This is a genomic window from Paraburkholderia sp. C35, from assembly GCF_003121405.1.
Taxonomy (GTDB): domain Bacteria; phylum Pseudomonadota; class Gammaproteobacteria; order Burkholderiales; family Burkholderiaceae; genus Paraburkholderia.
On record NZ_QBUY01000036.1, the window covers coordinates 44,797 to 70,996 of the forward strand.

Here is a 26,200-nt window from a genome sequence, read left to right on the forward strand (position 1 = left end):
CGAAGCACGCAAACATCGACGCATTGACGAAACACGCACACCAACCATGACCGATCACACGATGCGCCTTTCCGGCCTCGAGCCGTTCAACGTCACTTCGGGGACGCTCTTCATCAACGTTGGCGAACGCACCAACGTGACGGGTTCGAAGGCTTTCGCGCGAATGATCCTGAACGGCCAGTTCGACGAAGCACTGGCCGTTGCGCGCCAGCAGGTCGAAAACGGCGCGCAGGTCATCGACGTCAACATGGACGAAGCGATGCTCGATTCGAAAGCGGCAATGGTCCGCTTCATGAATCTGATCGCATCGGAACCGGACATCGCGCGCGTGCCGATCATGATCGACTCGTCGAAGTGGGACGTGATCGAAGCCGGCCTCAAGTGCGTGCAAGGCAAGGCGATCGTCAATTCGATCTCGCTGAAGGAAGGCAAGGAACAGTTCGTTCATCACGCGAAACTGATTCGCCGCTATGGCGCGGCCGCCGTCGTGATGGCGTTCGACGAACAAGGCCAGGCCGACACCTTCAAGCGCAAGACGGAAATCTGCAAGCGTTCGTACGATGTGCTCGTCAATGAAGTCGGTTTCGAGCCCGAAGACATCATCTTCGATCCGAACATCTTTGCGATTGCGACGGGTATCGAAGAGCACAACAACTATGCCGTCGACTTCATCGAAGCGACGCGCTGGATCAAGCAGCATCTGCCGTATGCAAAGGTGAGCGGCGGCGTGTCGAACGTGTCGTTCTCGTTCCGCGGCAATGACCCGGTGCGCGAGGCGATCCACACCGTGTTCCTGTATCACGCGATTCAGGCGGGCATGGACATGGGCATCGTCAACGCGGGCCAGCTCGGCGTATACGCTGATCTCGATGCGGAACTGCGCGATCGCGTGGAAGACGTCGTGCTGAACCGCCGTGAAGACGGCACCGACCGTCTGCTCGAAATCGCCGACAAGTTCAAGACGGGCGCCGCGAAGAAAGAAGAGAACCTCGAGTGGCGCAACCAGCCCGTCGAGAAACGTCTCGCACATGCGCTCGTGCACGGCATCACGAACTTCATCGTCGACGATACGGAAGAAGCGCGCGCGAAGATCATGGGTGACGGCGGCCGGCCGATCAATGTGATCGAAGGCCCGCTGATGGACGGCATGAACATCGTCGGCGACCTGTTCGGTCAGGGCAAGATGTTCCTGCCGCAAGTCGTGAAGTCGGCGCGCGTGATGAAGCAGGCGGTCGCGCATCTGATCCCGTTCATCGAAGAAGAAAAGCGTCTGCTCGCCGAAGCGGGCGGCGACGTGCGCGCGAAAGGCAAGATCGTCATCGCGACCGTGAAGGGCGACGTGCACGATATCGGCAAGAACATCGTGTCGGTGGTGCTTCAGTGCAATAACTTCGAAGTGGTCAACATGGGCGTGATGGTCCCGTGCAACGAGATTCTCGCGAAGGCGAAAGTCGAAGGCGCGGACATCATCGGGCTGTCGGGTCTGATTACGCCGTCGCTCGAAGAAATGGCTTATGTCGCGTCGGAAATGCAGCGCGACGATTACTTCCGCGTGAAGAAGATTCCGCTGCTGATCGGCGGCGCGACGACTTCGCGCGTGCACACCGCTGTGAAGATCGCGCCGCATTACGAAGGCCCCGTCGTGTACGTGCCGGACGCGTCGCGTTCGGTGTCCGTGGCATCGAACCTGTTGTCGGACGAAGGCGCAGCGAAGTATCTCGACGAACTGAAGTCGGACTACGATCGCATCCGCGACCAGCACGCCAACAAGAAAGCGCAGCCGCTCGTCACGATCGCCGAAGCACGCGCGAACAAGACGAAGATCGACTGGAGCGGGTATCAGCCGGTCAAGCCGAAGTTCATCGGCCGCCGCGTGTTCAAGAACTACGATCTGAACGAACTCGCGAACTACATCGACTGGGCTCCGTTCTTCCAGACGTGGGAGCTGGCCGGCCCGTATCCGGCCATCCTGAACGATGAGATCGTCGGCGAATCGGCACGGCGTGTGTTCTCGGACGGCAAGTCGATGCTCGCGCGCCTGATTCAAGGCCGCTGGCTGACGGCGAACGGCGTGATCGCGCTGTTGCCCGCCAACACCGTCAACGACGACGACATCGAAATCTACACGGACGATACGCGCAGCGAAGTCGCAATGACGTGGCGCAACGTGCGCCAGCAAAGCGTGCGTCCCGTGGTGGACGGCGTGATGCGTCCGAACCGGTCGCTGGCCGACTTCATTGCGCCGAAGGATTCGGGCGTGGCCGACTACATCGGCATGTTCGCGGTGACAGCGGGCCTCGGCGTCGACGTGAAGGAAAAGCAGTTCGAAAAGGATCACGACGATTACAGCGCGATCATGCTGAAGGCACTCGCCGACCGTTTCGCGGAAGCGTTCGCCGAAGCGATGCACGCTCGTGTGCGCCGCGATCTGTGGGGCTACGCTGCGGACGAAAGCCTGTCGAACGACGATCTGATCGGTGAGAAGTATCGCGGCATCCGTCCGGCGCCCGGCTATCCGGCGTGCCCGGATCACCTCGTCAAGCGCGACATGTTCGACGTGCTGCAGGCGAACGAAATCGGCATGAGCGTCACCGAATCCCTCGCGATGCTGCCTGCGGCAAGCGTGTCGGGCTTCTATCTCGCGCATCCCGACAGCACGTATTTCTCGGTCGGCAAGATCGGCCAGGATCAGCTGGAAGATTACGCACAGCGCATGTCGCTGTCGAAGGCGGATGCGGAACGCGCACTGGCGCCGCTGCTGTAAATCGCAACGGGCGGGCGGAAGGCAGGACTATATCGGCAGCCGTAGGCTGAATATTTTCAGTTGAAAGCACAGCGAATATTTTCGGCTTTGTAGACTGAATAGGCTTTACCTGCCGACCTGCCAGACGCGACCAGAAAAAAAGCGCGTCGGCTCAACGACTTGCAACCGTCAACGGAGAAAAATCGTATGAAGAAGCTGACGCTGATGTTGACCGCGTTATCGATTGCCGCCATTGCGCCGCTCGCGCAAGCCCAGCCCGCCGCACCGGGCGGATCGAGCGCGGTGAGCTCGTACTCGCCGCCCACCGAGAAGCACGTGAAGAAGCCGAAAAAGAAGAAGGTCAAGAAAGGCGCGTCCGCTCCCGCGGCTGCCACGGAAGGTGCGAGCCAGTAAAGGCTTGCGGCGCTTCGAATGAAAAAAAGCCCGTCGAAAGACGGGCTTTTTCGTTGCCGGGCGCCATATGCCGTTGCGAGCCGGCTCGCATCCGATCGAACACACCTGGTTCAGTGCATCTGACCCGGCGTCTCGCAAGTCCGCAGACGCTGCCGACATCGCATCGGCAACGTACGAACCGGACATCAGCCGTTCAGCCAGCCACGGCAGTTCGCCTTAAATCCCCCAGACGATGTCCGTATTCTCTTTCTGCGCCGCGCGCAGCATGTCGAGAAACGGAAACGCCCGCTGCGCAAGGCCGATGGGAATTTCATGATGCTCGTGGCCTTCTTCGTTTTCATGGAAGTGGCCTTCATGCTCGGCGCGTTCCTGCTTGTCGGTGACGATGGCCGCTTCGAGCTTGGAGATCGCTACACCCAGCTCGTCGTGATTGATCACGCCGCGTTCGCCAAGCCGCTTGCCGATGATGCCCAACAGGTACTGGGCGAGATTCTCCAGCATCACCACGTCGGGTGCGGAGCGGCATTTGAAAGTAATCAGCATGATGACGGTTCCCTTTTCGTTATGTTGGCTACTCGCGCGGCCGGCCGCATGATGCTCGCGACAACCCGCCGCACGGGTTCCGTTGACGCGCCACCACGCCGTTGGACGGCGGGCCGGCAGCCACGGCCCTTGCTGGGCATCTCATTGGACATATTAGCACCTGCTAAAATCCGACATTGACGGAAAAAGCGCGCTGCCGTGCGCCCGCTCACGCTGCGCTGCGTCGCAGACGCGTGATCTGGGCATGTTGCCACGGCGTGCGCCACGCAACGACAGCCGCCCTGCCACGCCGCCGCAGTCTCTGCGGCAACGCGCAGCTTGGGCGCTCGAGCGCTTTCCGCGCCATCGGCGGCCTTGCATCATGCCGCTCGCGGCGCTGCCCCGCTTCATCGGACTGCCTCACTGGACTCGCAACAAGCATGCTGCCTGCACACAAACTCTCTCTCGAAACCCTGCTGACCGACGTCGTCAAGCAGGTCGCCCAGGCGACTCAAGGTGAATCCGAAGCCGCGTTCGTCGCGCCCACCATCACGCTCGAGCGACCCAAGGTCGCCGCGCACGGCGATGTCGCCTGCAACGTCGCGATGCAGCTCGCCAAGCCGCTGCGCGCCAATCCGCGCCAGCTCGCGCAGCAGATCGTCGATGCCATCGGCCAGCACCCGCTCGCACAGGGCCTCGTCGAAAGCGCCGAAGTCGCCGGTCCGGGCTTCATCAACCTGCGTGTGTCGGCGGCTTCCAAGCAGGCCGTGATCGCCGCCGTGTTCGAACAGCGCGAAATCTTCGGACGCTCGGAGCGCGAAGCCGGCAAGCGCGTGCTGGTCGAGTTCGTGTCGGCCAACCCGACGGGCCCGCTGCACGTCGGCCATGGACGCCAGGCTGCACTCGGCGATGCCGTGTCGAACGTGCTCGCGTCGCAAGGCTATGGCGTGCATCGCGAGTTCTACTACAACGACGCCGGCGTGCAGATCGGCAACCTCGCCATCTCGACGCAGGCGCGCGCACGCGGCCTGAAGCCGGGTGACGCGGGCTGGCCCGAAGCCGCCTACAACGGCGAATACATCGCCGACATCGCGCGCGACTACCTGAACGGCGAAACCGTCTCGGCCAGCGACGGCGAACCTGTCAAAGGCGCAGGCGACGTAGAAAACCTGGAAGCGATCCGCCGTTTTGCCGTCGCCTATCTGCGTCATGAGCAGGATATGGACCTGCAGGCTTTCGGCGTGAAATTCGACCAGTACTACCTCGAATCGTCGCTGTATTCGGAAGGCCGCGTAGAAAAGACGGTGAACGAGCTGATCGCCGCCGGCAAGACCTACGAGCAGGAAGGCGCGCTGTGGCTGCGCACCACCGACGACGGCGACGACAAGGACCGCGTGATGCGCAAGTCCGACGGCACGTACACGTACTTCGTGCCCGACGTCGCGTATCACGAGACCAAGTGGGAGCGCGGCTTCACCAAGGTCATCAACATCCAGGGCTCGGACCACCACGGCACGATCGCGCGCGTGCGCGCCGGTTTGCAAGGCCTCGGCATCGGCATTCCGAAGGGCTATCCCGACTACGTGCTGCACAAGATGGTCACCGTGATGCGCGACGGCCAGGAAGTGAAGATCTCCAAGCGCGCGGGTAGCTATGTGACGGTGCGTGATCTGATCGAATGGTCGGGCGGCGCGGTGCCGGGCCAGGAAGCATCGCCGGATCTGCTCGACGAAGAGACCATTCGCCGTGGCCGCGACGCCGTGCGTTTCTTCCTGATCTCGCGCAAGGCCGATACGGAGTTCGTGTTCGACGTCGATCTCGCGCTCAAGCAGAACGACGAGAACCCGGTGTACTACGTGCAGTACGCGCACGCGCGCATCTGCTCGGTGATCAACGAGTGGAAGTCGCGCTACGGCGCCGATGAAGCCGTGCTGCCGTCGGTGAATCTCGCGCCGCTCGACAGCGAACGCGCGATGGCGCTGCTGCAGAAGCTTGCCGAGTATCCCGACATGCTCACGCACGCCGCGCACGAACTCGCGCCGCACGCGGTCGCGTTCTATCTGCGCGACCTCGCAGGCGAATTTCACTCGTTCTACAATGCCGAACGCGTTCTGGTCGACGACGAAGCGCCGCGCAATGCACGCATCGCGCTGCTCGCGGCAACGCGCCAGGTGCTGGCCAATGGCCTTGCCATGATCGGCGTGTCGGCACCCGCAAAAATGTAATCTCTGCGCGGTTTAATTGAACTTAATTGGGACGTTACCTGAATGACCGTCGCTATAATCGACGGTCATTCCAGATTTCCTTTTGCAGGTGAATTAGACGATGGCAAAACCACGCCGCACTACAAAGCAGTCGAAACAGACCGGGGGCACATTTCTCGGTATCGTGCTGGGCCTGATCGTCGGCCTGGCCATCGCGGTAGTGGTGGCGCTGTACATCACGCGCGCACCGACGCCGTTCGTCGCGAAGGTCGCGCCGCCGGCAGCATCCGATAGCGGCGCCAGCCAGCCGCAATACGATCCGAACCGTCCGCTGCAAGGCAAGAGCCCCGGCCAGCCGGTGCCGCAAGCCGCGCAGCCCGCACCGCCCAACACGGCGCCGGGCCAGACCACGAACCAGACGCAAACGTCGGGCATGCTCGAAGAGCCGCAGATCGTCGAAGTGCCGCCGTCGAACAACGGCGTCGCGGTCGCGCCGAAGCCCGCGCAGGACAACGGTGCGAACAACGGCAACAACGGCACGACCACGGCGATGATCCCGCCGAAGAAAGCGCCGAACCCGACCAGCGCGCCCGCGACGACTGCGAACAACGCGCCGTCGCAGCCGCCCAAGGCCGGTTCGACGCCGAACGCCAATAACACGCCGCCTTCCGCCAACGACGCGAACACCGGCTATCTGCTGCAGGTCGGCGCGTACAAGACGTCGGCGGACGCCGAACAGCAGCGCGCGCGCCTCGCCTTCCAGGGTTTCGAATCGAAGGTCACCCAGCGCGATGCGGGCGGTGTGACGTACTATCGCGTGCGGATCGGCCCGTTCTCGAAGTTCGAAGAGATGAATACGACGCGTCAGCGTCTGTCGGATGCGGGTGTCGATACGGCCGTGATCCGCTTCACGAAGCAGTGATTGATATTTCGTAATGCATTGTCACGCGCCGCGGCTGAACCTCTAGCCCGCGGCGCAAGTCTCATGTGCGGCAGCCTGCCGTCGAATCCGTAACGGTCGCGGCGCGCACCAGCTGGCCACCGTTACTTTCCCTGATTGGGTTCACAAGACATGAAAAAACTGCTGAGCATCCTTTTCCTTTCGATCGGCCTCGTCGCGAGCGCGGCACAGGCATCGCCTGCCGCGCCTGTCGCCGGCAAGGACTACACCGTGCTGTCCACGCCGCAGCCCGTCGAAGCGCCCGCTGGCAAGATCGAAGTGATCGAGTTCATGTGGTACGGCTGCCCGCACTGCAACGAGTTCGACCCGTATCTGGAAGCATGGATCAAGAAGCAAGGCCCGGATGTCGTGTTCAAGCGCGTGCCCGTTGCGTTCCGCGACGACTTCATCCCGCACTCGAAGCTCTATCACGCAGTCGATGCCCTCGGTCTCGCCAATCAGCTCACGCCGGACATCTTCCACGAAATCCACGTCAACAAGGACTACCTGCTGACGCCGGAAGCGCAGGCCAAATTCCTCGCCACGAAGGGCGTCGATTCGAAGAAGTTCATGGACGCGTACAACTCGTTCTCGACGCAGAGCGCGCTCCAGCGTGACAAGAAGCTGCTCGACGATTTCAAGATCGACGGCGTGCCGACCCTCGCGGTGCAAGGCAAGTACGAAACGGGGCCGGCGCAGACCAACAGCCTGCCGGGCACGATCCAGGTACTCGACTACCTGGTTGCGCAGATTCGCGCCAAGAAGATGTAAATCCGCACACACGCGCCGCATGAGTTCACCTTTGAAGGTTTTCATTACCGGCGCGTCGAGTGGCATCGGTGAAGCGCTCGCCGCCGAATATGCGCGGCGCGGCGCGATTCTCGGACTCGTCGCCCGCCGTGGCGACGCCCTCGCCGCCTTCCAGCAGTCCCATCCCCAGAACGCTATTTCCGTGTATTCCGTCGACGTACGGGACGCGGACGCGCTCGCGCAAACTGCGCAGCAGTTCATCGCCGAGCACGGCTGCCCTGACATCGTGATCGCGAACGCGGGCATCAGCCGCGGCGCCGTGACGGGTCATGGCGACCTGCAGACCTTCCGCGACGTGATGGACGTCAATTACTTCGGCATGGTCGCGACCTTCGAGCCGTTCGCGCAGTTGATGACCGACGCGCGCAAGGGCTCGCTGGTCGGCATCGCGAGCGTCGCGGGCGTGCGCGGGCTGCCGGGTTCGGGCGCGTACAGCGCGTCGAAATCGGCGGCAACGAAGTATCTGGAGGCGCTGCGCGTCGAAATGCGGCCGTTCGACGTGTCCGTGGTCACGATCGCGCCCGGCTATATCCGCACGCCGATGACGGCGCGCAATCCCTACTCGATGCCCTTCCTGATGGACGCGGACCGCTTCGCCGCCAAAGTCGCCAATGCGATTGCGCGCAAGACGCGGTTTGCGACTTTCCCCTGGCAGATGCGCGTCGTGGCGATGATTTTGCACGTCGCGCCACGCTGGCTCTACGACGCCGGGTTCGAAAAAGCGCCGCGCAAGCCGCGCGCCGCGCAGTAGCGCATGTCCACGCGTGCCGTCGATGCTGCAGGTGTCGAGCACGCGAAAGCGGCACCTGGCGCGCGCATCGTGTCGCTGGTGCCGAGCATCACCGAACTCCTGTTTGCGTTGAAGCTGGATGCGCAGATCGTCGGGCGCACGGGATTTTGCGTGCATCCGCGCGACAAGGTGCGCAGCGTGCCGAAGGTTGGCGGCACCAAGGCCGTGAAAATCGACGCCGTGCGCGCGCTGCAACCCACGCATGTCATCGTCAATATCGACGAAAACGAACGCGAAACGGTCGAGCAGTTGCGGGCGTTCGTGCCGCATATCGTCGTCACGCATCCACTCGAACCTCGCGATAATGTCACGCTTTACGCGCTGCTCGGTGCGGTCTTCGATCGTGACAAAGAGGCGCGTGCACTGAGCGTCGAGCTGAAAAAGCAACTGGATGCCTGCGCGTCGCGCGAATGGCCACAGCAAAACGTGCTGTACGCAATCTGGCGCGATCCGTGGATGACCGTCGCGCGCGACACCTATATTTCGACGATGCTGCGCCTCGTGAACTGGCAGACGCTGCCAGCAGCGAGCGGCGGGGAAAAAGGCGCGGCGCGTTATCCTTCGTTCGATTTCGACGCCGAATGGATCGCACAGGCCGACCGCGTGCTGCTGTCGAGTGAGCCGTATCGTTTCACGCGTGAGCATGGCGACGCGCTCGCCCGCGACGCGCGGCTAGCAGGCAAGCGAATTGCGTTGATCGATGGCGAGAGGGTGTCGTGGTACGGCTCGCGTGCGATCGAAGGCATCGCGTATCTTATGGACTACGCCAGACGCTAGGCCAGATCAGCGGCAAGATCCCGCGCCATATGGATATGCGGATTCAATTGTTGTCGCTGCCGAAAGCGTTCGTTAAGCTTGCGCCAGAGCGGGCGACGCGTGAAGCACCAGGTCGAAGCATCGTAATGCCGCGCGACGCCGGCATCGAAACCGTATCAGAATCAGTTTGCGTGAAAGCACCGGCACGGAGCGCGCAACGCGTGCAGCAGCCTGCACGACGCCGCCCCGCCACGAACAATTCGAAATCCCGGGAGATCTTATGCGTTTCAAGTTGCTTGCCGCCGCGACCCTGACGGCCGTCGCCATCGCGCCTGCGCTCGCGGTCGCGAAGCCGCTCACCGTGTGCACCGAATCGAGTCCTGACGGCTTCGATGTCGTCCAGTACAACTCGCTCGTCACGACCAATGCATCGGCCGATGTGATCTTCAATTCGCTGGTGTCGTACGACGAAGCCGCGAAGAAAGTCGCGCCCGCACTCGCCGACAAGTGGGACGTGAGCGCCGATGGCCTCACCTACACGTTCCATCTGCGCCCGAACGTGCAGTTCCAGACCACGGACTACTTCAAGCCGACCCGACCGCTGAACGCCGACGACGTCGTCTTTACCTTCAGCCGCATGCTCGACGACAACAACCCGTGGCACAAGGTCGCGGGCGCGAGCGGCTTTCCGCATGCGCAGTCGATGGGTCTCGTGAAGCTGATCAAGTCGGTGTCGAAGGTCGACGACAACACGGTGAAGTTCGAACTGAACGAGCCGAACGCAACCTTCGTGTCGATTCTGACGATGGGTTTTGCGTCGATCTACTCGTCCGAATACGCGGACCAGTTGCTCAAGGCGGGCAAGCAGGTCGACCTGAATGCGAAGCCGATCGGCACCGGCCCATTCGTGCTGAAGAGCTACACGAAAGAGTCGATCATCCGTTACGACGTGATCCCGACCTACTGGGGCCCGAAACCGAAGATCGACCGTCTGAGCTACGCGATCACGCCGGACGCCGCTGTGCGCGCGCAAAAGGTGAAGGCGGGCGAATGCCAGATTGCACTGTCGCCGAAGCCGCAGGATGTCGCCGACGCGAAGCAGGACAAGTCGCTCGCCGTCGTGCAGACGCCCGCGTTCATGACAGCGTTCGTCGCGCTGAACACGCAGAAGAAGCCGCTCGACAATCAGAAGGTGCGCGCGGCGTTGAACATGGCATTTGACCGCACGTCGTATCTGAAGGCCGTGTTCGACAACACGGCGACGCCCGCGAACAATCCGTATCCGCCAAATACGTGGAGCTACGACAAGGCCGTCAAGCCCTGGCCGTACGACACGGAGAAGGCGAAGAAGCTGCTCGCCGAAGCGGGTTATCCGAACGGCTTCGAAACGACGATCTGGGTGCGTCCGAACGGCAGCGTGCTGAATCCGAACCCGAAGGCGGGCGCGGAAATGCTGCAGGCTGACTTCGCGAAGATCGGCGTGAAGGCCGACGTGAAGGTGATCGAATGGGGTGAGCTGATCAAGCAGGCCAAGCAGGGACAGCACGACACGCTGTTCATGGGCTGGGCTGGCGATAACGGCGACCCGGACAATTATCTGTCGCCGCTGTTCAGCTGCAATGCGGTGAAGTCGGGGATCAACTTCGCGCGCTATTGCGACCCGGAACTGGACAAGCTGATCGCGCAGGGCAAGGAAACGTCCGATCAGGGTAAGCGCACGAAGGCGTATGAGGCTGCGCAGCAGATCATTCACGATGCGGCGCTGTGGATTCCGTTGGGATATCCGACGGCGGCGGCGATCACGCGGACTAACGTGAGCGGGTATCACGTGAGTCCGTTTGGGCGGCAGAATTTTGGGGCGGTGGTGGTGCAGTAGGGTTTTGCTGTTTTGCCAGATGCGAAAAAGCCCGGCTTGCGAGTCGGGCTTTTTGTTTCTAAGGCTTCGGAAAGGTGCGTGTCGCTTTACGTCAATTCACCCCTCAAACCGAATCACCCCATCCTCCGCCACCACCCGCTTCAACTCCCCTTGCAGCCACAGCAGATGCAAATGCGCGAGCGCCTCGCCCATCGCGAACGTCATCTGGTGAATATCCAGTTCCCGCTTGAACATGATCGGCACGATATCGGCCGCGCTGCACGGCTTCTGCGCGCACACCTCCCGCACCTCCGCCAGCCGCGCAGCATGGTGATCGCGCAGTTGCCCGATCCGCGTATGCAAGCCACGGAACGGCTTGCCATGCGAGGGCAGCACCAGCGTATCCGCTGCCATCGTTTCATAGCGCCCGAGCGACCCGAGATACAGCGCGAGCGGATTACCTTCCGGCTCGATGTCGAACACGGAAACATTCGTCGAAATACGCGGCAGCACCATATCGCCGGAAATCAGCACGCCGTCCGCTTCCGAGTGCAGCGCGCAATGCTCCGGTGAATGACCGAAACCCGTCACGACGCGCCACGTGCGCCCGCCGATCGAAAGCACATCGCCTTCACGCATCCGTCGATACTGCCCCGGCACAGCCGGCACGAGGCTCGAGTAATAGCTCTTGCGATTGCGCAGCTTGTCGAGCGACGCCTCGTCGCTGAGCCCATGCCGCGCGAAGTGCCGCGCCGCGCCCTCGCCGCCCGCATTCGAGCCGTCGCCAGCCGCCATCACGCGGCCCAGCATGTACTCGCCGAGGGTGATCCACAGGCGCACATTCCAGCGCTTCTTGTCGCCGCCTTCGCACAGCCAGTTCGCCAGTCCGAGGTGGTCAGGATGGCAATGCGTGACGATCACGCGCAGCACGGGCAGGCCTTCCAGCACCGTATCGAAAAGCGTTTCCCAGTTCGCCTTGATCTCGTCGGAAGCGATCCCGCAATCGACGATCGTCCAGCCCTTCTGCCCGTCGATCTCATCGCGCAACAGCCACAAATTGATGTGATTGAGCGCGAACGGCAACGGCATGCGCACCCAGAAGACGCCCGGCGCGACTTCCTGCGTCGTGCCCGCGTCCGGCATCTGGTCGGCGAATGGATAGTCGAGTTGGTGTTCGAGAGCATTCATCGTGGGGTTTCCTTCGTCGGCGGCGAGGTCGGTTGCATGCCTGCTGGCATGCCGCGTCCACGCAGCGTGGTTGCACTTTGGTCAGGTTGACGATAACGTAAACGTCGATTCTAGCGTTCAATCCGCTTTTGTGCCCGATCGCCGGCTCATCCGGTGAAGCCCCGACGATGAACACCCAATACACGATTACCGAACTGGCCCGCGAATTCGACGTGACGCCGCGTGCGATCCGCTTCTACGAGGACCAGGGTTTACTCTCGCCGAGCCGCGAAGGTTCGAATGGATTGCGCCGTGTCTACTCCGGCCAGGACCGCACGCGCCTGCGGCTGACGCTGCGCGGCAAGCGTCTCGGGTTCACGCTGTCGGAAATCCGCGATCTGCTCGATCTATACGATTCGCCCACGGATACCCTGCCGCAGCTACAGGCGTTTCTCGCCACCGTGGTGCGGCATCGTGAAGTGCTCGAGCGTCAGCGCGAAGACCTGAACGCCACGCTCGAAGACCTCGCGCAGTACGAAACGCAGGCGCGTGCGCTGCTCGATGGCGGCGCAGGAAAGCTCTCGCACGAAGACATCCTGAAAGAAAAATCCTGATCGGAAGATCACACGACTTATGGACCAGTTCGCGCGGCATTGCATGAAGATGCGCCGAACGTCCCGCAACACGCTGCAAACCGCAACAGGCCGGCACGGCGCTCACAAGGCGCAAAGCCGTTTTGCAAGCTCACCGGGCGATACAATCGCGGAGTCTTCACGACATTGAGCGAACACTGAGCGCATGCACGGTCGACATGAATCACTTTCCCAAACTGCTGTCGTCACAGATCGGCTTCGACGTCGCGGAAACGCTGCTGGCGGGCTTCGACCGGCATTACGCGATCTTCCGCGAAGCGGCGATCCGCGCGAAAGACGCGTTCGAAGCGGCTGACTGGCACGCGCTGCAAAAGCTCGCGCGCGAGCGCATCGCGTCGTATGACGAGCGCGTGCGCGAATGCATCGAAACACTCGAAGACGAATACGACGCGCAGAGCATCGACGACGAAGTGTGGCAACAGATCAAGCTGCACTATATCGGCCTGCTGACGACGCATCGTCAGCCCGAATGCGCGGAAACGTTTTTCAATTCGGTGTGCTGCCAGATCCTGCATCGTTCGTACTTCAATAACGATTTCATCTTCGTGCGGCCCGCGATCTCGACGGAGTACATCGAGAACGATGAACCCGCTGCGAAGCCGACGTATCGCGCGTATTACCCCGGCAAGGATGGACTCGCCGTCACGCTGGAGCGCATCGTCACGAACTTCCAGTTGAATCCGCCGTTCGAGAACCTGACGCGCGATGTCGAATGCGTGATTCAGGCGCTGCGCGACAACTACGGCGCGTTCATCGAGGCACCCAATTTCCAGATTCACGTGCTGTCGTCGCTGTTCTTTCGCAACAAGGCGGCGTACATCATCGGGCGCATCATCAATGGCGATGTGACGGTGCCGATTGCGCTGCCGATCCATCACGTGCAACCGGGACTGCTCGCGCTCGATGCACTGCTTTGCAAGCGCGATCAACTGCTGATCATTTTCAGCTTCGCGCACACGTACTTCCTCGTCGATATGGAAGTGCCGTCTGCCTATGTGGAGTTTCTCGGCAGCCTGCTGCAAGGCAAGCCGAAAGCGGAGATCTATACGTCGGTAGGTTTGCAGAAGCAGGGCAAGAATCTGTTTTATCGCGATCTGCTGCGTCATCTGAAGCATTCGAGCGATCGCTTCATCATCGCGCCCGGCATCAAGGGCATGGTGATGATCGTATTCACGCTGCCGTCGTTTCCGTACGTGTTCAAGCTGATCAAGGATTCCTTTCCGCCGCCGAAAGAAACCACGCGTGCACAAGTGGTCGGCAAGTATCAGCTGGTCAAGCGGCATGATCGTCTGGGACGCATGGCCGATACGCTCGAATATTCGAGCGTCGCGTTGCCGCTATCGCGCCTCGACGACGCGTTGTTGCGTGAACTCGAAAAGGAAGCGCCTTCGATGCTCGAATACGAAGGCGACAGACTCGTCATCCGGCATCTGTATATCGAGCGGCGCATGGTGCCGCTCAATCTGTACCTGCAGAACGGCACCGATGCCGATGTCGAACATGGCATCCGCGAGTACGGCAATGCGGTGAAAGAGTTGATGCAGGCGAACATCTTTCCCGGCGACATGCTGTACAAGAACTTCGGCGTGACGCGGCATGGTCGCGTCGTGTTCTACGATTACGACGAGATCGAATATCTCACCGATTGCAACGTGCGCGCGGTGCCGCCGCCGCGCAACGAAGAAGACGAGATGTCGGGCGAGCCGTGGTACACGGTCGGCCCGCACGACATTTTTCCAGAGACGTACAACACCTTTTTGCTTGGCGATCCGCGCGTGCGCGAGTCTTTCCTCAAGCATCACGCAGATTTCTTCGATCCCGCGCTGTGGCAAAAGCATAAGGATCACATTTTGCGCGGCGAGTTGCCCGACTTCTATCCGTACGACGGCAGCTTGCGCTTTTCCGTGCGCTACCCGGAACGGTTCGCACCAGATACGCAAGCGGTGCGCGCAGCATGAACGCGCGCGCCGCCTGCGATCGAACAACGCTTGAACAACATCAAACAACCAGATTACGTCGGAACGAATCATGACTACGAACGCCGCTCTCAACGAACATCCCCTCGCGCATCTGTTCAAGAACAACGATGCCTGGGTTTCGCACAAGCTCGACGAAGATCCCGAGTTCTTCTCGCGTCTCGCGCATCAGCAGGCGCCGGAATATCTGTGGATCGGCTGCGCGGATTCGCGCGTGCCCGCCAACGAGATCATCGGCCTGCCGCCGGGTGAAGTGTTCGTTCACCGCAATATCGCGAACGTGGTCGTGCACTCGGACCTTAACTGTCTGTCCGTCGTGCAGTTCGCCGTCGATCTGCTCAAGATCAAGCACATCATGGTGGTCGGCCACTACGGCTGCTCGGGCGTCGGCGCGGCGCTGCTTGGCCGCCGCGTCGGTCTCGCGGATAACTGGCTGCATCACGTGCAGGACGTGCGCTCGAAGCACGCTGCGCTGCTCGAAGAATGGCCGGTGGGCGACGCGCGTCACCGCCGTCTCGTCGAACTGAACACCATCGAGCAGGTGGTCAACGTGTGCCGCACGACCATCGTCAACGACGCGTGGGCGCGCGGCCAGGACCTCACGGTTCACGGCTGGGTGTACGGCGTGCATGACGGCCGCGTGCGCGATCTCGGCATGACGGTGAAAGATCCCGCGAAGCTCGAAGAAACCTATACGAATTGCGTCGCGGCCGTCTCCGCGAGCCGTGCGCATTCCACCGACATCGACATGGTTGCCGCCGACGCCGCGAAACTCGGCGACGTGGCCGCCGTCGTTCACGGCGTTATCAAGGAGCTAAAACATGAGTGAGACACAAGATCCCATCGTTATCGTTTCCGTCGCGCGTACGCCGATGGCTGCGTTTCAGGGCGATTTCGCATCGCTGACGGCACCGCAGCTTGGCGCGATTGCAATCAAGGCAGCCGTCGAACGCGCGGGCCTGAAGCCCGAGCAGATCGACGAAGCGGTGATGGGCTGCGTGCTGCCCGCCGGCCAGGGCCAGGCGCCCGCGCGTCAGGCGGCGCTCGGCGCGGGCCTGCCGCTGTCAGTCGGTTCGACCACCGTCAACAAGATGTGCGGCTCCGGCATGCGCGCCGCGATGTTCGCGCATGACATGCTGACCGCCGGTTCCGTCGATGTGATGGTCGCGGGCGGCATGGAAAGCATGACCAACGCGCCGTATCTGCTGCCGAAGGCGCGCGGCGGCATGCGCATGGGCCACGGCCAGGTGCTCGATCACATGTTCCTCGATGGCCTCGAAGACGCTTATGAGAAAGGCCGTCTGATGGGCACGTTCGCGGAAGAGTGCGCCGGTTCGTACGATTTCACGCGCGACGCGCAGGACAAGTTCGCGCTCGAATCGCTGACGCGCGCGCAGCGTGCGAACGAAGACGGTTCGTTCGCGTGGGAAATCGCGCCCGTGACGCTCGAAGGCAAGAAAGGCAGCGTGACGGTCGAGCGCGACGAACAGCCGTTCAAGGCCAACCTCGACAAGATTCCGACGCTCAAGCCCGCTTTCAGCAAGACGGGCACGGTGACGGCGGCGAACTCGTCGTCGATCAGCGACGGCGCGGCGGCGCTGGTGATGATGCGCGAATCGACGGCAAAGAAGCTCGGCGTGACGCCAATCGCGCGCGTGGTCGGCCATTCCACGTTTGCGCAGGAACCGGCGAAGTTCACGACGGCGCCCGTCGGCGCGATCCGCAAGCTGTTCGAGAAAAACGGCTGGAAAGCGCAGGACGTCGATCTGTACGAGATCAACGAGGCGTTCGCCGTGGTCACGATGGCCGCGATGAAAGAGCACAACCTGCCGCACGACAAGGTCAACGTCAACGGCGGCGCATGCGCGCTCGGCCACCCCATCGGCGCATCGGGCGCGCGCATTCTGGTCACGCTGATCGGCGCGCTGAAGAAGCGCGGACTGAAGCGCGGCGTCGCCAGCCTGTGCATCGGCGGCGGTGAAGCGACGGCAATGGGCGTCGAACTGGTCTAACGCATCGTTTGTAAGACGGCGCGCGGCGTGCCGCGCGCAAAAGGACATCAGATGAAGACTGTGTTGATCGTAGGCGCGTCGCGCGGTATCGGCCGCGAGTTCGTGAAGCAGTATCGGCACGACGGCTGGCGCGTGCTCGCCACCGCGCGCGACGAAGCATCGCTGGGCGAACTCGTCGCGCTCGGCGCCGAAGCGTTTTCGCTCGATATCGCCGCACCCGACGACATCGCCGGGTTCGCCAGCAAGCTGGATGGCGAGCGGCTCGACGCCGCCGTGATCGTGTCGGGTGTGTATGGGCCGCAGACGGAAGGCATCGAGGCGATCACCGCCGAAGACTTCGATTTCGTGATGACGACCAATGTGCGCGGCCCGATGCAGCTGATCCCCGTGCTGCTGCCGCTGGTCGAGGACGCGCAAGGCGTGCTCGCCGTGCTGTCGAGCCGCATGGGCAGTATCAGCGACACGACGGGCACGACGGGCTGGCTGTATCGGGCGAGCAAGGCGGCGCTCAACGACGTGCTGAAAGTGACGTCAGTGCAGACCCGCCGCGCGACCTGCGTGTCGCTGCATCCGGGCTGGGTGCGCACGGACATGGGCGGGCCGTCGGCAGCCGTCGATCCTGTCCACAGCGTGCGCGGCATGCGCGAAGTGCTGGCTCAGGCGGCGAGCACACCGCATCTGTTCCACGGCCGTTTCTTCCAGTACGACGGCACGGCGCTCGACTGGTAAGCCGATTCGACAAAGACATAACGAGGAGACACCCGCATGTTGCTCGATCAGGACCATCAGATGATCCGCGACGCGGTGCGCACTTTCGTGCGTGAAGCCGTCACGCCGAACGCCGCGCAATGGGACCGCGAGCGCATTTTTCCCGCCGACGTGCACCGGCAGCTTGCCGAACTCGGCGCGTACGGTGTGCTGGTGCCCGAGGAATACGGCGGCGCCGGCCTCGACGCGCTCGCGCTGGCGGTAATACTCGAAGAAATCGCGGCGGGCGACGGCGGCACATCCACGGCCATTTCGGTCAACAACTGCCCCGTCTGCAGCATTCTCCTGACGTATGGCAACGACCAGCAGAAGCGCGACTGGCTCACGCCGCTCGCGCGCGGCGAGATGCTCGGTGCGTTTTGTCTGACGGAACCGCAGGCTGGCTCGGACGCGTCGGCGTTGCGCACCACGGCCACCCGCGACGGCGACGGCTACGTGCTCAACGGCGTCAAGCAGTTCATCACCAGCGGCAAGAACGGCAACGTCGCCATCGTCATGGCCGTCACCGATAAAAGCGCCGGCAAGCGCGGCATCAGCGCGTTTATCGTGCCGACCGATACGCCCGGCTATGTGGTCGCGCGACTCGAAGAAAAGCTCGGCCAGCATTCGTCCGATACCGCGCAGATCGTCTTCGATAACTGCCGCGTGCCTGCCGCGAACCTGATCGGCGCGGAAGGCGAAGGCTATCGGATCGCGCTGTCGGGGCTCGAAGGCGGACGCATCGGCATTGCGGCGCAGAGCGTCGGCATGGCGCGCGCGGCGTTCGAAGCGGCACTGGCATATGCGAAGGAGCGCGAAAGTTTCGGACAGCCGCTGTTTGCGCATCAGGCCGTGCAGTTCCGCCTCGCCGATATGGCAACGCAACTGGAAGCGGCGCGTCAGCTGATCTGGCACGCTGCTGCGCTGAAGGACGCGGGCCAGCCTTGTCTGACGGAGGCGGCGATGGCCAAACTGTTCGCATCCGAAGCGGCGGAGCGCATCTGTTCGGCCGCGCTGCAGATTCACGGCGGCTACGGCTATCTGAGTGACTTCCCCGTCGAGCGGATTTATCGCGATGTTCGCGTCTGCCAGATCTACGAAGGCACCAGCGATATTCAGAAGATCCTGATCGCGCGCGGATTGAGCTAAACCTTTTTTCGACCTTTCATGACGGCTTCAACCAAACAACGTCCCACCGATTGTCCTTGCGGCGGCGCCGCGCCCAACCGTCGCGATTCGGACAAGCCACCGCGTTTCGCGGACTGCTGCGGCCGCTTTATCGACGGCGGTGCAGCGGCGCCGACGGCGCTTGAACTGATGCGCTCGCGCTATAGCGCCTACGTACTCGGCGAGTCCCAGTATCTGCGCGACACGTGGGCGCCGCAAACCTGTCCCGTCGATCTCGACGCCGACGCGAACGCACCCGACGCGCCCCGCTGGCTAGGTCTGCAAATCAAACGCTTTACACCACTCGATGCTACGCACGCCGAAGTGGAATTCGTCGCCCGCTACAAAGTGGGCGGACGCGCGCATCGATTGCACGAATCCAGCCGCTTTATCAGAGGTGAAGATGGCCATTGGCGTTATGTCGACGGCGATGTGAGCGATCGCTGACGCTTTCGTTTTATTTGCACTGCAGCAACGTATTAAGTGCCCCTTAAATAATCTCAAAAAAGGGCCATTTCTGTAAGAAAATCAAGGTGTTGGATCGTCGCTACGTCCCCGAATTACTCATTCTTTCCGATTCCCCGCTGAAACCCACATAGAACGGTTGCGTGCACATATGACAAAAGGCAATTCGTGCCGCAAGGGGTTTGTACTAAATTGCACAAATATAAATTGTCGTGCCAGTATGAGCCTCACAGATGTTGCAGCGCTCCGTAGCGAGGAAGCGGACCACCGCTCCCGCAGGATGTCCAGACGCACCGCCTGCTGAAATTACATCAGGCACGCGATCAGGGACATCGCGAAGCGCTCATTTCGATGCGTGGGGTCGCGTCGACCGGCTTCGGTTCATCCCAATGCGGTCTTGATCTGTCTGCGTGCGCGAACAGCGCAACGTATGCGATTCTTTTGACCTTGTTTTGGCGTGTCACCGTACCGAAATTAGTCTTACGGACATCCGTAAGGAAGCTTCAGACGTTTTTGAGAGCAGGTGTGTCGGATGGTGTTCAGCAAAGTTCTGACGGTTTGTGCGATGTCGGCGGCCTGCATGGTCAGCGCTGTGTCGGCTGCGCACGCAGACCCGCTTGCGGACGCCGAAGCCGGCCCGCTCGGCCGCGCCCAGGTGCAACGCCTCGCACTCGATGAAGATGGCTACCTGCCCGTCGTCAAGCTGAGCGAACAGATCATTCGCATTCCCGTCAACGGCGACAGCAACATCACGCTCGAAACCACCGTCTACAAACCCGAAGGCGCGGGCCCGTTCCCGATGGTCGTCTTCAATCACGGCAAGATTCACGGCGATCCGCGCATGCAGACGCGCAGCGACCCCGTTTCGCTGGCACGCGAGTTCGTGCGCCGCGGTTATGTCGTCGTCGCGCCGAACCGTCAGGGTTTCGCGGATTCCGGCGGCACCTATGTGCAGGACGGCTGCGACGTGACGCGTAACGGCCTGAGTCAGGCTGCCGACATCGCCACGACTGTCGACTTCATGTCGAAGCAAAGCTATGTGGACGCGCAGCACATCGTCGTGGCGGGTACCTCGCACGGCGGCCTCGCAACGATCGCCTACGGCACCAATCCCGCGCCCGGCGTGCGCGCGCTGATCAACTTCTCCGGCGGCCTGCGCCAGGATGCCTGCAACGACTGGCAACGCAATCTGACCAACGCATTCGGCACCTACGGCGAAAAGACCAACGTGCCGTCGCTCTGGCTGTACGGCGACAACGACTCGATCTGGCCGGCCGATCTCGTTTCGAAGATGTACACGGCATACACGGGCAACGTACAAGGCAAAGGCGCGAGCACGAAGATGGTCGATTTCGGCTCGTACAAGAACGACGCACACCGTCTGGTCGGCGACCGCGATGGCGTGCGCGTCTGGTGGCCGTCGGTCGAAGCGTTCCTTGCGCGCGTCGGCATGCCGACGGGCGTTCAGTACCGTGTCGCCGAACCGACGCAGCCGAAAGCCACGCATTTCGCGTCGATCGACGCAGTCGATTCCGTCCCCTTCGTCGACGAAGCAGGCCGCGCCGGCTATCGCAACTTTTTGCACCAGTATCCGAGCCGCGCATTCGCGGTGTCCGATTCGGGTGCGTGGTCGTGGGCGGAAGGCGGCGACGATCCGATGTCGGTCGCGATCGCCAACTGCCAGAAGCAGAGTTCCGATCCGTGCCATCTGTACGCGGTCAACGACGCTGTGGTGTGGAAAGACGGCTCGACACAAACAGCAGAAGCCGACTCCGACTCCAACGATTCCGCTTCGAAGAACGGCAAGCCCGCACTCGCCAGCCGTTGATCTCTCCCACGCCCGTTGCGTGAAGTGCGCGGCGGGCCAGCATGCCTGACCTCCTCTGTTTTTCCAGCACGCGCTGCGTTGCGTCCGGCTCGCCTGCACCGCCCGTCTCCCTCTTTGGTCTACCTCTGAATCCGTCCGCGCAGAAGCAGAGACTGCCGGCGCGCGTTTGCGCATCGCACACAACCGTTAACACCGGGCGAGGCGTGTCTATTCCCTCGTTTCATGCCGAAAACCGCCCGACGGACCCACATTTTTTTCGCAGGGGGTCCATGACTTTGCCGTCGTCATCTACGTGCATTTGCTGCCTTTGAAAACGAACGGGCGCGAGCTGTCGTCAACCCCGCAAAATCACACGCAGACCCTTGAAAACACAGCGTTTTCAGATAGTGCATCGCAGCGGAGTTCGCGCTAATCTCACTTCCGCTGCCGCAAAAAAGCGCGCTGCCGATCGCGGCGAGCGCCTTACCCGGCAGCACATCCGACGCACCGGAAAGCGCCCGCAGCACGTCCCCGACGCTGCCCGATAACGCTTCCCGTCGACGGATTTCAGGCGGACGTCAACCGTCCCGATTCGCCAGCAGCATTTGCATGACCGATCCGCACGACGCCTTGCGCCCATCGCCCGCGTCTTGCCCGGTTCATGTCCGGAGCAGTTTTGAATACACAGGCAACCGAAGACTGGATCGCCCGCAGCCTGCGCGCTGTGTGGCATCCCTGTACGCAGATGAAGCATCACGAGCGCTTTCCGCTCGTGCCCGTGTCGCGCGGCGCCGGCGCGTGGCTCTACGACCGCGACGGGCATCGCTATCTCGATGCCATCAGTTCGTGGTGGGTCAACCTGTTCGGCCACGCGAACCCGCGCATCAACGCGGCGCTGAAAGATCAGCTCGACACGCTCGAACACGCGATGCTGGCCGGCTGCACGCACGAGCCGGCGATCGAACTCGCCGAGCGCCTCGGTGCGCTCACGCAGAACACGCTCGGCCACGCGTTCTTTGCATCCGATGGCGCGTCCGCCGTCGAGATCGCGCTGAAGATGAGCTTCCATTCGTGGCGCAATCGCGGCTACGACTACAAGCGCGAGTTCGTCTGCGTCGCCAACAGCTATCACGGCGAAACGATCGGCGCGCTCGGCGTCACCGACGTCGCGCTGTTCAAGGACGCCTACGATCCGCTGATCCGCAACGCGCACGTGGTCGCGTCGCCCGATGCGCGTTTTGCACGCGAAGGCGAAACAGCCGCCGACGTCGCGCAACGCGCGCTCGCCGATGTGCGCGCGCTGTTCGAAGCACGCGCCGAGAACATCGCTGCGCTGATCGTCGAGCCGCTCGTGCAATGCGCGGCGGGCATGGCGATGCACGATGCGTCGTATATCGCCGGCTTGCGCGAGCTGTGCGACCGCTACAGCGTCCATCTGATCGCCGATGAAATCGCCGTGGGCTGCGGCCGCACCGGCACCTTTTTCGCGTGCGAACAGGCGGGCGTGTGGCCGGACTTTTTGTGTCTGTCGAAGGGTATTAGCGGCGGCTATCTGCCGCTTTCCATCGTGCTGTCGCGCGACGAAATCTTCGCCGCCTTCTATGACGACGACACCACGCGCGGCTTCCTGCATTCGCATTCGTACACAGGAAATCCGCTCGCCTGCCGTGCCGCGCTCGCCACGCTCGATCTGTTCGCAAGCGACAACGTGCTCGCCGCGAACCAGCAGAAATCGGCAGTGATGCGCGCGGCGCTCGAACCGCTCGCGCAGCACGAACAGGTGCGCAACCTGCGTCAGCGCGGCACGATCTTCGCGTTCGATGCCGTGATCGACGATGCCGACGCCGCCAAAACCTTCTCGCGCCGCTTCTTCGAAAACGCGTTGCAACGCGAACTGCTGCTGCGCCCGATCGGCACGACCGTGTACCTGATGCCGCCGTACATCCTCGACGATGAAGAAATCGCGCTGCTCGCAGAACGCACGCGCGCCACGTTCGAAGCAACCTTGACGGAGGCGCGCTGATGCAATTGCTTGAAACGCTCGAACAAGGTTTGCAGGACATCGACGCGCGCGGCCTGCGCCGCCGTCGCCGTACCGTCGATACGCCGTGCTCCGCGCACATGACTGTCGATGGCCGCAACATCATCGGTTTTGCGAGCAACGACTATCTGGGTCTCGCTGCGCATCCACTGCTGGTCGCGGCGATTGCCGAGGGCGCGAGGCGCTATGGCGCGGGCAGCGGCGGCTCGCATCTGCTCGGTGGACACTCGCGCTCGCACGCGCAACTCGAAGACGACCTCGCTGAATTCGTGGGCGGATTCGTCGACAATCCGCGTGCGCTGTATTTCAGCACCGGCTACATGGCCAATCTCGCGACGCTTACGGCGCTCGCGGGCCGCGGCACGACGCTGTTTTCCGACTCGCTGAATCACGCGTCGCTGATCGACGGCGCGCGGCTCTCGCGTGCCGACATCCAGATCTATCCGCATGCGGACGCTGAAGCATTGAGCGCAATGCTCGAAGCATCGGATGCAGCCGCGAAGCTGATCGTCACCGATACCGTCTTCAGCATGGACGGCGATATTGCGCCGCTCGCGCGCCTGCTCGAACTGGCGGAGAAACACGGCGCATGGCTCGTCGTCGATGATGCGCATGGCTTCGGCGTGCTCGGCCCGCAAGGCCGTGGTGCGGTCGCCGAGGCCGCGCTGCGCTCGCCGAACCTGATTTCGATCGGCACGCTCGGCAAGGCAGCGGGCGTGTCGGGCGCATTCGTCGTCGCGCATGCGACGGTGATCGAATGGCTCGTGCAACGGGCGCGTCCGTATATCTTTACGACGGCGTCGGTGCCGTCGGCGGCGCATGCCGTGTCGGCGAGCCTGCGCATTATCGGCGGCGAAGAAGGCGAGCATCGTCGCAAGCATCTGCGTTCGCTGATCGAACGCACGCGCGAGATGATGAAGCGCACGCCATGGCTGCCCGTCGATTCGCATACGGCTGTGCAGCCGCTCATCATCGGCGCCAACGACGCGACGCTGGAGATCGCTGCCGCACTCGATCGCGCCAATCTGTGGGTGCCCGCGATCCGTCCGCCGACCGTGCCCGAAGGCACGTCGCGCCTGCGCATTTCGCTGTCGGCCGCGCACTCGCACAGCGATCTCGATCTGCTCGAAAGCGCGCTGACGCAAGTCGCGGAGGCGCTGGCATGAGCAACGCACTGTCTCTCTTCGTCACGGGCACCGATACGGAAATCGGCAAGACGTTGGTATCGGCGGCGCTGTTGCGCGGCTTCGCACACGAAGGCCTGCGCGCAACGGCGATGAAGCCGATTGCGGCGGGCGCGTCGCTGGTCGATGGCGTGCTGCACAACGAAGACGCCGATCAGCTCGACGCTGCCGCGTCTGTGCTGCTGCCGCCCGAGATCCGCACGCCGTTCATGCTGAAGGAACCGGCGGCGCCGCATATCGCCGCAGCGCTTGAAAACGTGACGCTCGACATGACGCGCATCGTCGATGCACACCAGACTGCGCTGACGATGGCCGATGTCGTGGTCGTGGAAGGCGTCGGCGGCTTTCGCGTGCCGCTCACCGACACGCACGATACCGCCGATCTCGCGCTTGCGCTGAATCTGCCCGTGGTGCTGGTGGTCGGCATGCGCCTCGGCTGCATCAGCCACGCGTTGCTGACGGCGGAAGCGATTGCCGCGCGCGGCTTGCCGATCGTCGGTTGGGTCGCGAACCGCGTCGACCCCGACATGCTGTTTCCCGACGAGAACATCGCGGCGTTGCGCGACCGCCTGCAACGCCAGTACGACGCGCCGCTACTCGGCATCGTGCCGCATTTGAGCCCTGCGTCGGCGGACGTTGCCGCGACGCATCTCGATACCACCCGACTATTGCAGACGCTGCGCGCCGCGCAGCGTTGAAGGTCTTGAACAATTCAAATCATCAAGGATGGACCCCATGAGCCATATCGCCACTGCTTCACTGCCTCTCACGCCGTCGCAAGCGGCCGCGGCCGCCACTGACGCTGCCGACGCGCGCTGGCGCGTCGCCGATGTCGTCGCGCTGTACGACCTGCCGTTCAACGATCTGCTATTTCGCGCGCAACAGGTGCATCGTGAGCATTTCGATGCGAACACGGTGCAACTGTCCACGTTGCTGTCGATCAAGACGGGCGGCTGCGAAGAAGACTGCGCGTACTGTCCGCAATCGGTGCATCACGAAACGGGGCTGAAGGCCGAGAAGCTGATGGATGTGGAAGCAGTGCTGGCCGCTGCAGAGGTTGCGAAGCAAAACGGCGCGACGCGATTCTGCATGGGTGCTGCGTGGCGCAATCCGAAGGATCGTCACCTCGAACCGATCAAGGACATGATTCGCGGCGTGAAGGCGATGGGCCTCGAAACCTGCGTGACGCTCGGCATGCTCGAACCGCACCAGGCGCAAGGTCTGCGCGATGCCGGACTCGACTACTACAACCACAACCTCGACACGTCACCCGAGTTCTACGGGCAGATCATTTCGACGCGCACTTATGAGGATCGTCTCGAGACGCTGGAACGCGTGCGCGATGCGGGCATTAACGTGTGCTGCGGCGGGATTGTCGGCATGGGCGAATCGCGCCGCGAGCGTGCGGGGCTGGTTGCACAGCTGGCGAACATGGAGCCGTATCCGGAATCGGTGCCGATCAACAATCTGGTGCAGGTGGAAGGTACGCCGCTGACGGGCACGGAAGCACTCGATCCGTTCGAGTTCGTGCGCACGATTGCTGTTGCGCGAATTACGATGCCGCGGGCGATGGTGCGGTTGTCCGCTGGCCGCGAGCAGATGGATGAGGCGTTGCAGGCGATGTGTTTTCTCGCTGGCGCGAACTCGATTTTCTACGGCGATCAGTTGCTGACGACCAGCAATCCGCAGGCTGAGGCAGATCGCAAGTTGCTTGAGCGGCTTGGGATTCGTGCAGAGGCTGCGCAGCAGATGCCCGTTGAGAAGAGTGGCTGCGAGCATGGGTGTGATGGGCACTAAGGTGGTTGCCGTTGGTTTTGGTTTTCCGGGCATCCGCGATTTGTAGTCGGGCTGCAGGCGTCGCCCCTGTGCGGGGCGGCACCTACTTTTCTTTGCCGCCGCAAAGAAAAGTAGGCAAAAGAAAGCGGGCTAACACCACCCACTCCGGTC

22 protein-coding genes are annotated in these 26,200 nt (G+C 62.4%); 20 read left to right on the forward strand and 2 right to left on the reverse strand.

Going from position 1 to position 26,200, the window contains the following annotated elements:
* Window positions 1-22 precede the first annotated feature (22 nt).
* Entirely contained in the window at window positions 23-2,764 is a 2,742-nt protein-coding gene (gene metH / locus DK391_RS21625) for a methionine synthase (RefSeq protein ID WP_162600886.1), read from the forward strand.
* Between the two features lie 186 nt (window positions 2,765-2,950).
* Window positions 2,951-3,157 (forward strand): acid-shock protein, encoded by a 207-nt coding sequence (locus tag DK391_RS21630; RefSeq protein WP_109480025.1) that lies wholly within the window; start codon window positions 2,951-2,953, stop codon window positions 3,155-3,157.
* 216 nt (window positions 3,158-3,373) lie between these two features.
* On the opposite strand, the gene DK391_RS21635 is transcribed toward DK391_RS21630, so the two are convergent.
* Window positions 3,374-3,700: a DUF1840 domain-containing protein gene (locus DK391_RS21635; protein WP_109480026.1), complete on the reverse strand. Its 327-nt coding sequence runs from the start codon at window positions 3,698-3,700 to the stop codon at window positions 3,374-3,376.
* Window positions 3,701-4,119: 419 nt separating this feature from the next.
* On the opposite strand from DK391_RS21635, the gene argS reads away from it, so the two are divergent.
* The 6 genes from argS to DK391_RS21665 all read left to right on the forward strand — a co-directional run bounded on the left by argS (window position 4,120) and on the right by DK391_RS21665 (window position 11,055).
* Window positions 4,120-5,904, forward strand: a complete 1,785-nt coding sequence (gene argS, locus DK391_RS21640) for an arginine--tRNA ligase (protein WP_109480027.1) — start codon at window positions 4,120-4,122, stop codon at window positions 5,902-5,904.
* A gap of 100 nt (window positions 5,905-6,004) precedes the next feature.
* Window positions 6,005-6,805 carry an SPOR domain-containing protein gene (locus DK391_RS21645; RefSeq protein WP_109480028.1) on the forward strand — a complete coding sequence of 267 codons (801 nt, stop codon included), beginning with the start codon at window positions 6,005-6,007 and terminating at the stop codon, window positions 6,803-6,805.
* A 150-nt stretch (window positions 6,806-6,955) separates the two neighbouring features.
* The gene (locus DK391_RS21650) at window positions 6,956-7,594 is read left to right on the forward strand and encodes a thiol:disulfide interchange protein DsbA/DsbL (RefSeq protein WP_109480029.1); all 639 of its coding nucleotides are present in this window, start codon (window positions 6,956-6,958) and stop codon (window positions 7,592-7,594) included.
* Between the two features lie 19 nt (window positions 7,595-7,613).
* Window positions 7,614-8,384: an SDR family oxidoreductase gene (locus DK391_RS21655; RefSeq protein ID WP_109480030.1), complete on the forward strand. Its 771-nt coding sequence runs from the start codon at window positions 7,614-7,616 to the stop codon at window positions 8,382-8,384.
* 3 nt (window positions 8,385-8,387) lie between these two features.
* The gene (locus tag DK391_RS21660) at window positions 8,388-9,200 is read left to right on the forward strand and encodes a helical backbone metal receptor (RefSeq protein WP_109480031.1); all 813 of its coding nucleotides are present in this window, start codon (window positions 8,388-8,390) and stop codon (window positions 9,198-9,200) included.
* A 259-nt stretch (window positions 9,201-9,459) separates the two neighbouring features.
* Complete coding sequence (locus tag DK391_RS21665) at window positions 9,460-11,055, forward strand: ABC transporter substrate-binding protein (RefSeq protein ID WP_109480032.1); 1,596 nt, start codon at window positions 9,460-9,462, stop codon at window positions 11,053-11,055.
* Window positions 11,056-11,151: 96 nt separating this feature from the next.
* Here DK391_RS21665 and DK391_RS21670 read toward each other — a convergent pair whose 3' ends face one another.
* Window positions 11,152-12,222 (reverse strand): MBL fold metallo-hydrolase, encoded by a 1,071-nt coding sequence (locus DK391_RS21670; protein ID WP_109480033.1) that lies wholly within the window; start codon window positions 12,220-12,222, stop codon window positions 11,152-11,154.
* Window positions 12,223-12,389: 167 nt separating this feature from the next.
* On the opposite strand from DK391_RS21670, the gene DK391_RS21675 reads away from it, so the two are divergent.
* From DK391_RS21675 to bioB, 12 genes are all read left to right on the forward strand, one after another.
* Window positions 12,390-12,815: a MerR family DNA-binding transcriptional regulator gene (locus DK391_RS21675; protein WP_109480034.1), complete on the forward strand. Its 426-nt coding sequence runs from the start codon at window positions 12,390-12,392 to the stop codon at window positions 12,813-12,815.
* Window positions 12,816-13,012: 197 nt separating this feature from the next.
* Window positions 13,013-14,812, forward strand: coding sequence for a bifunctional isocitrate dehydrogenase kinase/phosphatase (gene aceK / locus DK391_RS21680; RefSeq protein WP_109480035.1), 1,800 nt, complete (start codon window positions 13,013-13,015; stop codon window positions 14,810-14,812).
* A 70-nt stretch (window positions 14,813-14,882) separates the two neighbouring features.
* Entirely contained in the window at window positions 14,883-15,659 is a 777-nt protein-coding gene (can, locus tag DK391_RS21685; protein ID WP_109480036.1) for a carbonate dehydratase, read from the forward strand.
* Entirely contained in the window at window positions 15,652-16,842 is a 1,191-nt protein-coding gene (locus DK391_RS21690; RefSeq protein ID WP_109480037.1) for an acetyl-CoA C-acetyltransferase, read from the forward strand. The genes can and DK391_RS21690 overlap by 8 nt, the downstream gene beginning before the upstream one ends.
* 51 nt (window positions 16,843-16,893) lie before the next feature.
* Window positions 16,894-17,571 (forward strand): SDR family oxidoreductase, encoded by a 678-nt coding sequence (locus tag DK391_RS21695; protein ID WP_109480038.1) that lies wholly within the window; start codon window positions 16,894-16,896, stop codon window positions 17,569-17,571.
* Window positions 17,572-17,607: 36 nt separating this feature from the next.
* The gene (locus DK391_RS21700) at window positions 17,608-18,738 is read left to right on the forward strand and encodes an acyl-CoA dehydrogenase family protein (protein WP_109480039.1); all 1,131 of its coding nucleotides are present in this window, start codon (window positions 17,608-17,610) and stop codon (window positions 18,736-18,738) included.
* An 18-nt stretch (window positions 18,739-18,756) separates the two neighbouring features.
* A complete protein-coding gene (locus DK391_RS21705; protein ID WP_109480040.1) occupies window positions 18,757-19,203 on the forward strand; it encodes a YchJ family protein in 447 nt (148 codons plus the stop codon).
* A gap of 550 nt (window positions 19,204-19,753) precedes the next feature.
* Window positions 19,754-21,049, forward strand: a complete 1,296-nt coding sequence (locus tag DK391_RS21710; protein ID WP_109480041.1) for a CocE/NonD family hydrolase — start codon at window positions 19,754-19,756, stop codon at window positions 21,047-21,049.
* A gap of 640 nt (window positions 21,050-21,689) precedes the next feature.
* On the forward strand, window positions 21,690-23,051 hold the full coding sequence (gene bioA / locus DK391_RS21715; protein ID WP_204117412.1) for an adenosylmethionine--8-amino-7-oxononanoate transaminase: 1,362 nt from the start codon (window positions 21,690-21,692) through the stop codon (window positions 23,049-23,051).
* Window positions 23,051-24,235 carry an 8-amino-7-oxononanoate synthase gene (gene bioF, locus DK391_RS21720; RefSeq protein ID WP_109480043.1) on the forward strand — a complete coding sequence of 395 codons (1,185 nt, stop codon included), beginning with the start codon at window positions 23,051-23,053 and terminating at the stop codon, window positions 24,233-24,235. Before bioA ends, bioF begins: the two co-directional genes overlap by 1 nt.
* The gene (bioD, locus tag DK391_RS21725; protein WP_109480044.1) at window positions 24,232-24,951 is read left to right on the forward strand and encodes a dethiobiotin synthase; all 720 of its coding nucleotides are present in this window, start codon (window positions 24,232-24,234) and stop codon (window positions 24,949-24,951) included. The genes bioF and bioD overlap by 4 nt, the downstream gene beginning before the upstream one ends.
* 37 nt (window positions 24,952-24,988) lie before the next feature.
* The gene (gene bioB / locus DK391_RS21730; protein ID WP_109480045.1) at window positions 24,989-26,050 is read left to right on the forward strand and encodes a biotin synthase BioB; all 1,062 of its coding nucleotides are present in this window, start codon (window positions 24,989-24,991) and stop codon (window positions 26,048-26,050) included.
* Window positions 26,051-26,200 lie beyond the last annotated feature (150 nt).

What these genes read in the sequence shown, in the direction of transcription:
- bioA (WP_204117412.1), top strand. Translation starts at nt 21,690, where the DNA reads ATGTCCGGAGCAGTTTTGAATACACAGGCAACCGAAGACTGGATCGCC.
- DK391_RS21705 (WP_109480040.1), top strand. Translation starts at nt 18,757, where the DNA reads ATGACGGCTTCAACCAAACAACGTCCCACCGATTGTCCTTGCGGCGGC.
- DK391_RS21710 (WP_109480041.1), top strand. Translation starts at nt 19,754, where the DNA reads ATGGTGTTCAGCAAAGTTCTGACGGTTTGTGCGATGTCGGCGGCCTGC.
- DK391_RS21675 (WP_109480034.1), top strand. Translation starts at nt 12,390, where the DNA reads ATGAACACCCAATACACGATTACCGAACTGGCCCGCGAATTCGACGTG.
- DK391_RS21635 (WP_109480026.1), bottom strand. Translation starts at nt 3,700, where the DNA reads ATGCTGATTACTTTCAAATGCCGCTCCGCACCCGACGTGGTGATGCTG.
- DK391_RS21665 (WP_109480032.1), top strand. Translation starts at nt 9,460, where the DNA reads ATGCGTTTCAAGTTGCTTGCCGCCGCGACCCTGACGGCCGTCGCCATC.
- aceK (WP_109480035.1), top strand. Translation starts at nt 13,013, where the DNA reads ATGAATCACTTTCCCAAACTGCTGTCGTCACAGATCGGCTTCGACGTC.
- DK391_RS21695 (WP_109480038.1), top strand. Translation starts at nt 16,894, where the DNA reads ATGAAGACTGTGTTGATCGTAGGCGCGTCGCGCGGTATCGGCCGCGAG.
- DK391_RS21655 (WP_109480030.1), top strand. Translation starts at nt 7,614, where the DNA reads ATGAGTTCACCTTTGAAGGTTTTCATTACCGGCGCGTCGAGTGGCATC.
- bioD (WP_109480044.1), top strand. Translation starts at nt 24,232, where the DNA reads ATGAGCAACGCACTGTCTCTCTTCGTCACGGGCACCGATACGGAAATC.
- argS (WP_109480027.1), top strand. Translation starts at nt 4,120, where the DNA reads ATGCTGCCTGCACACAAACTCTCTCTCGAAACCCTGCTGACCGACGTC.
- DK391_RS21670 (WP_109480033.1), bottom strand. Translation starts at nt 12,222, where the DNA reads ATGAATGCTCTCGAACACCAACTCGACTATCCATTCGCCGACCAGATG.
- DK391_RS21700 (WP_109480039.1), top strand. Translation starts at nt 17,608, where the DNA reads ATGTTGCTCGATCAGGACCATCAGATGATCCGCGACGCGGTGCGCACT.
- DK391_RS21660 (WP_109480031.1), top strand. Translation starts at nt 8,388, where the DNA reads ATGTCCACGCGTGCCGTCGATGCTGCAGGTGTCGAGCACGCGAAAGCG.
- DK391_RS21650 (WP_109480029.1), top strand. Translation starts at nt 6,956, where the DNA reads ATGAAAAAACTGCTGAGCATCCTTTTCCTTTCGATCGGCCTCGTCGCG.
- DK391_RS21630 (WP_109480025.1), top strand. Translation starts at nt 2,951, where the DNA reads ATGAAGAAGCTGACGCTGATGTTGACCGCGTTATCGATTGCCGCCATT.
- can (WP_109480036.1), top strand. Translation starts at nt 14,883, where the DNA reads ATGACTACGAACGCCGCTCTCAACGAACATCCCCTCGCGCATCTGTTC.
- DK391_RS21690 (WP_109480037.1), top strand. Translation starts at nt 15,652, where the DNA reads ATGAGTGAGACACAAGATCCCATCGTTATCGTTTCCGTCGCGCGTACG.
- DK391_RS21645 (WP_109480028.1), top strand. Translation starts at nt 6,005, where the DNA reads ATGGCAAAACCACGCCGCACTACAAAGCAGTCGAAACAGACCGGGGGC.
- bioF (WP_109480043.1), top strand. Translation starts at nt 23,051, where the DNA reads ATGCAATTGCTTGAAACGCTCGAACAAGGTTTGCAGGACATCGACGCG.
- bioB (WP_109480045.1), top strand. Translation starts at nt 24,989, where the DNA reads ATGAGCCATATCGCCACTGCTTCACTGCCTCTCACGCCGTCGCAAGCG.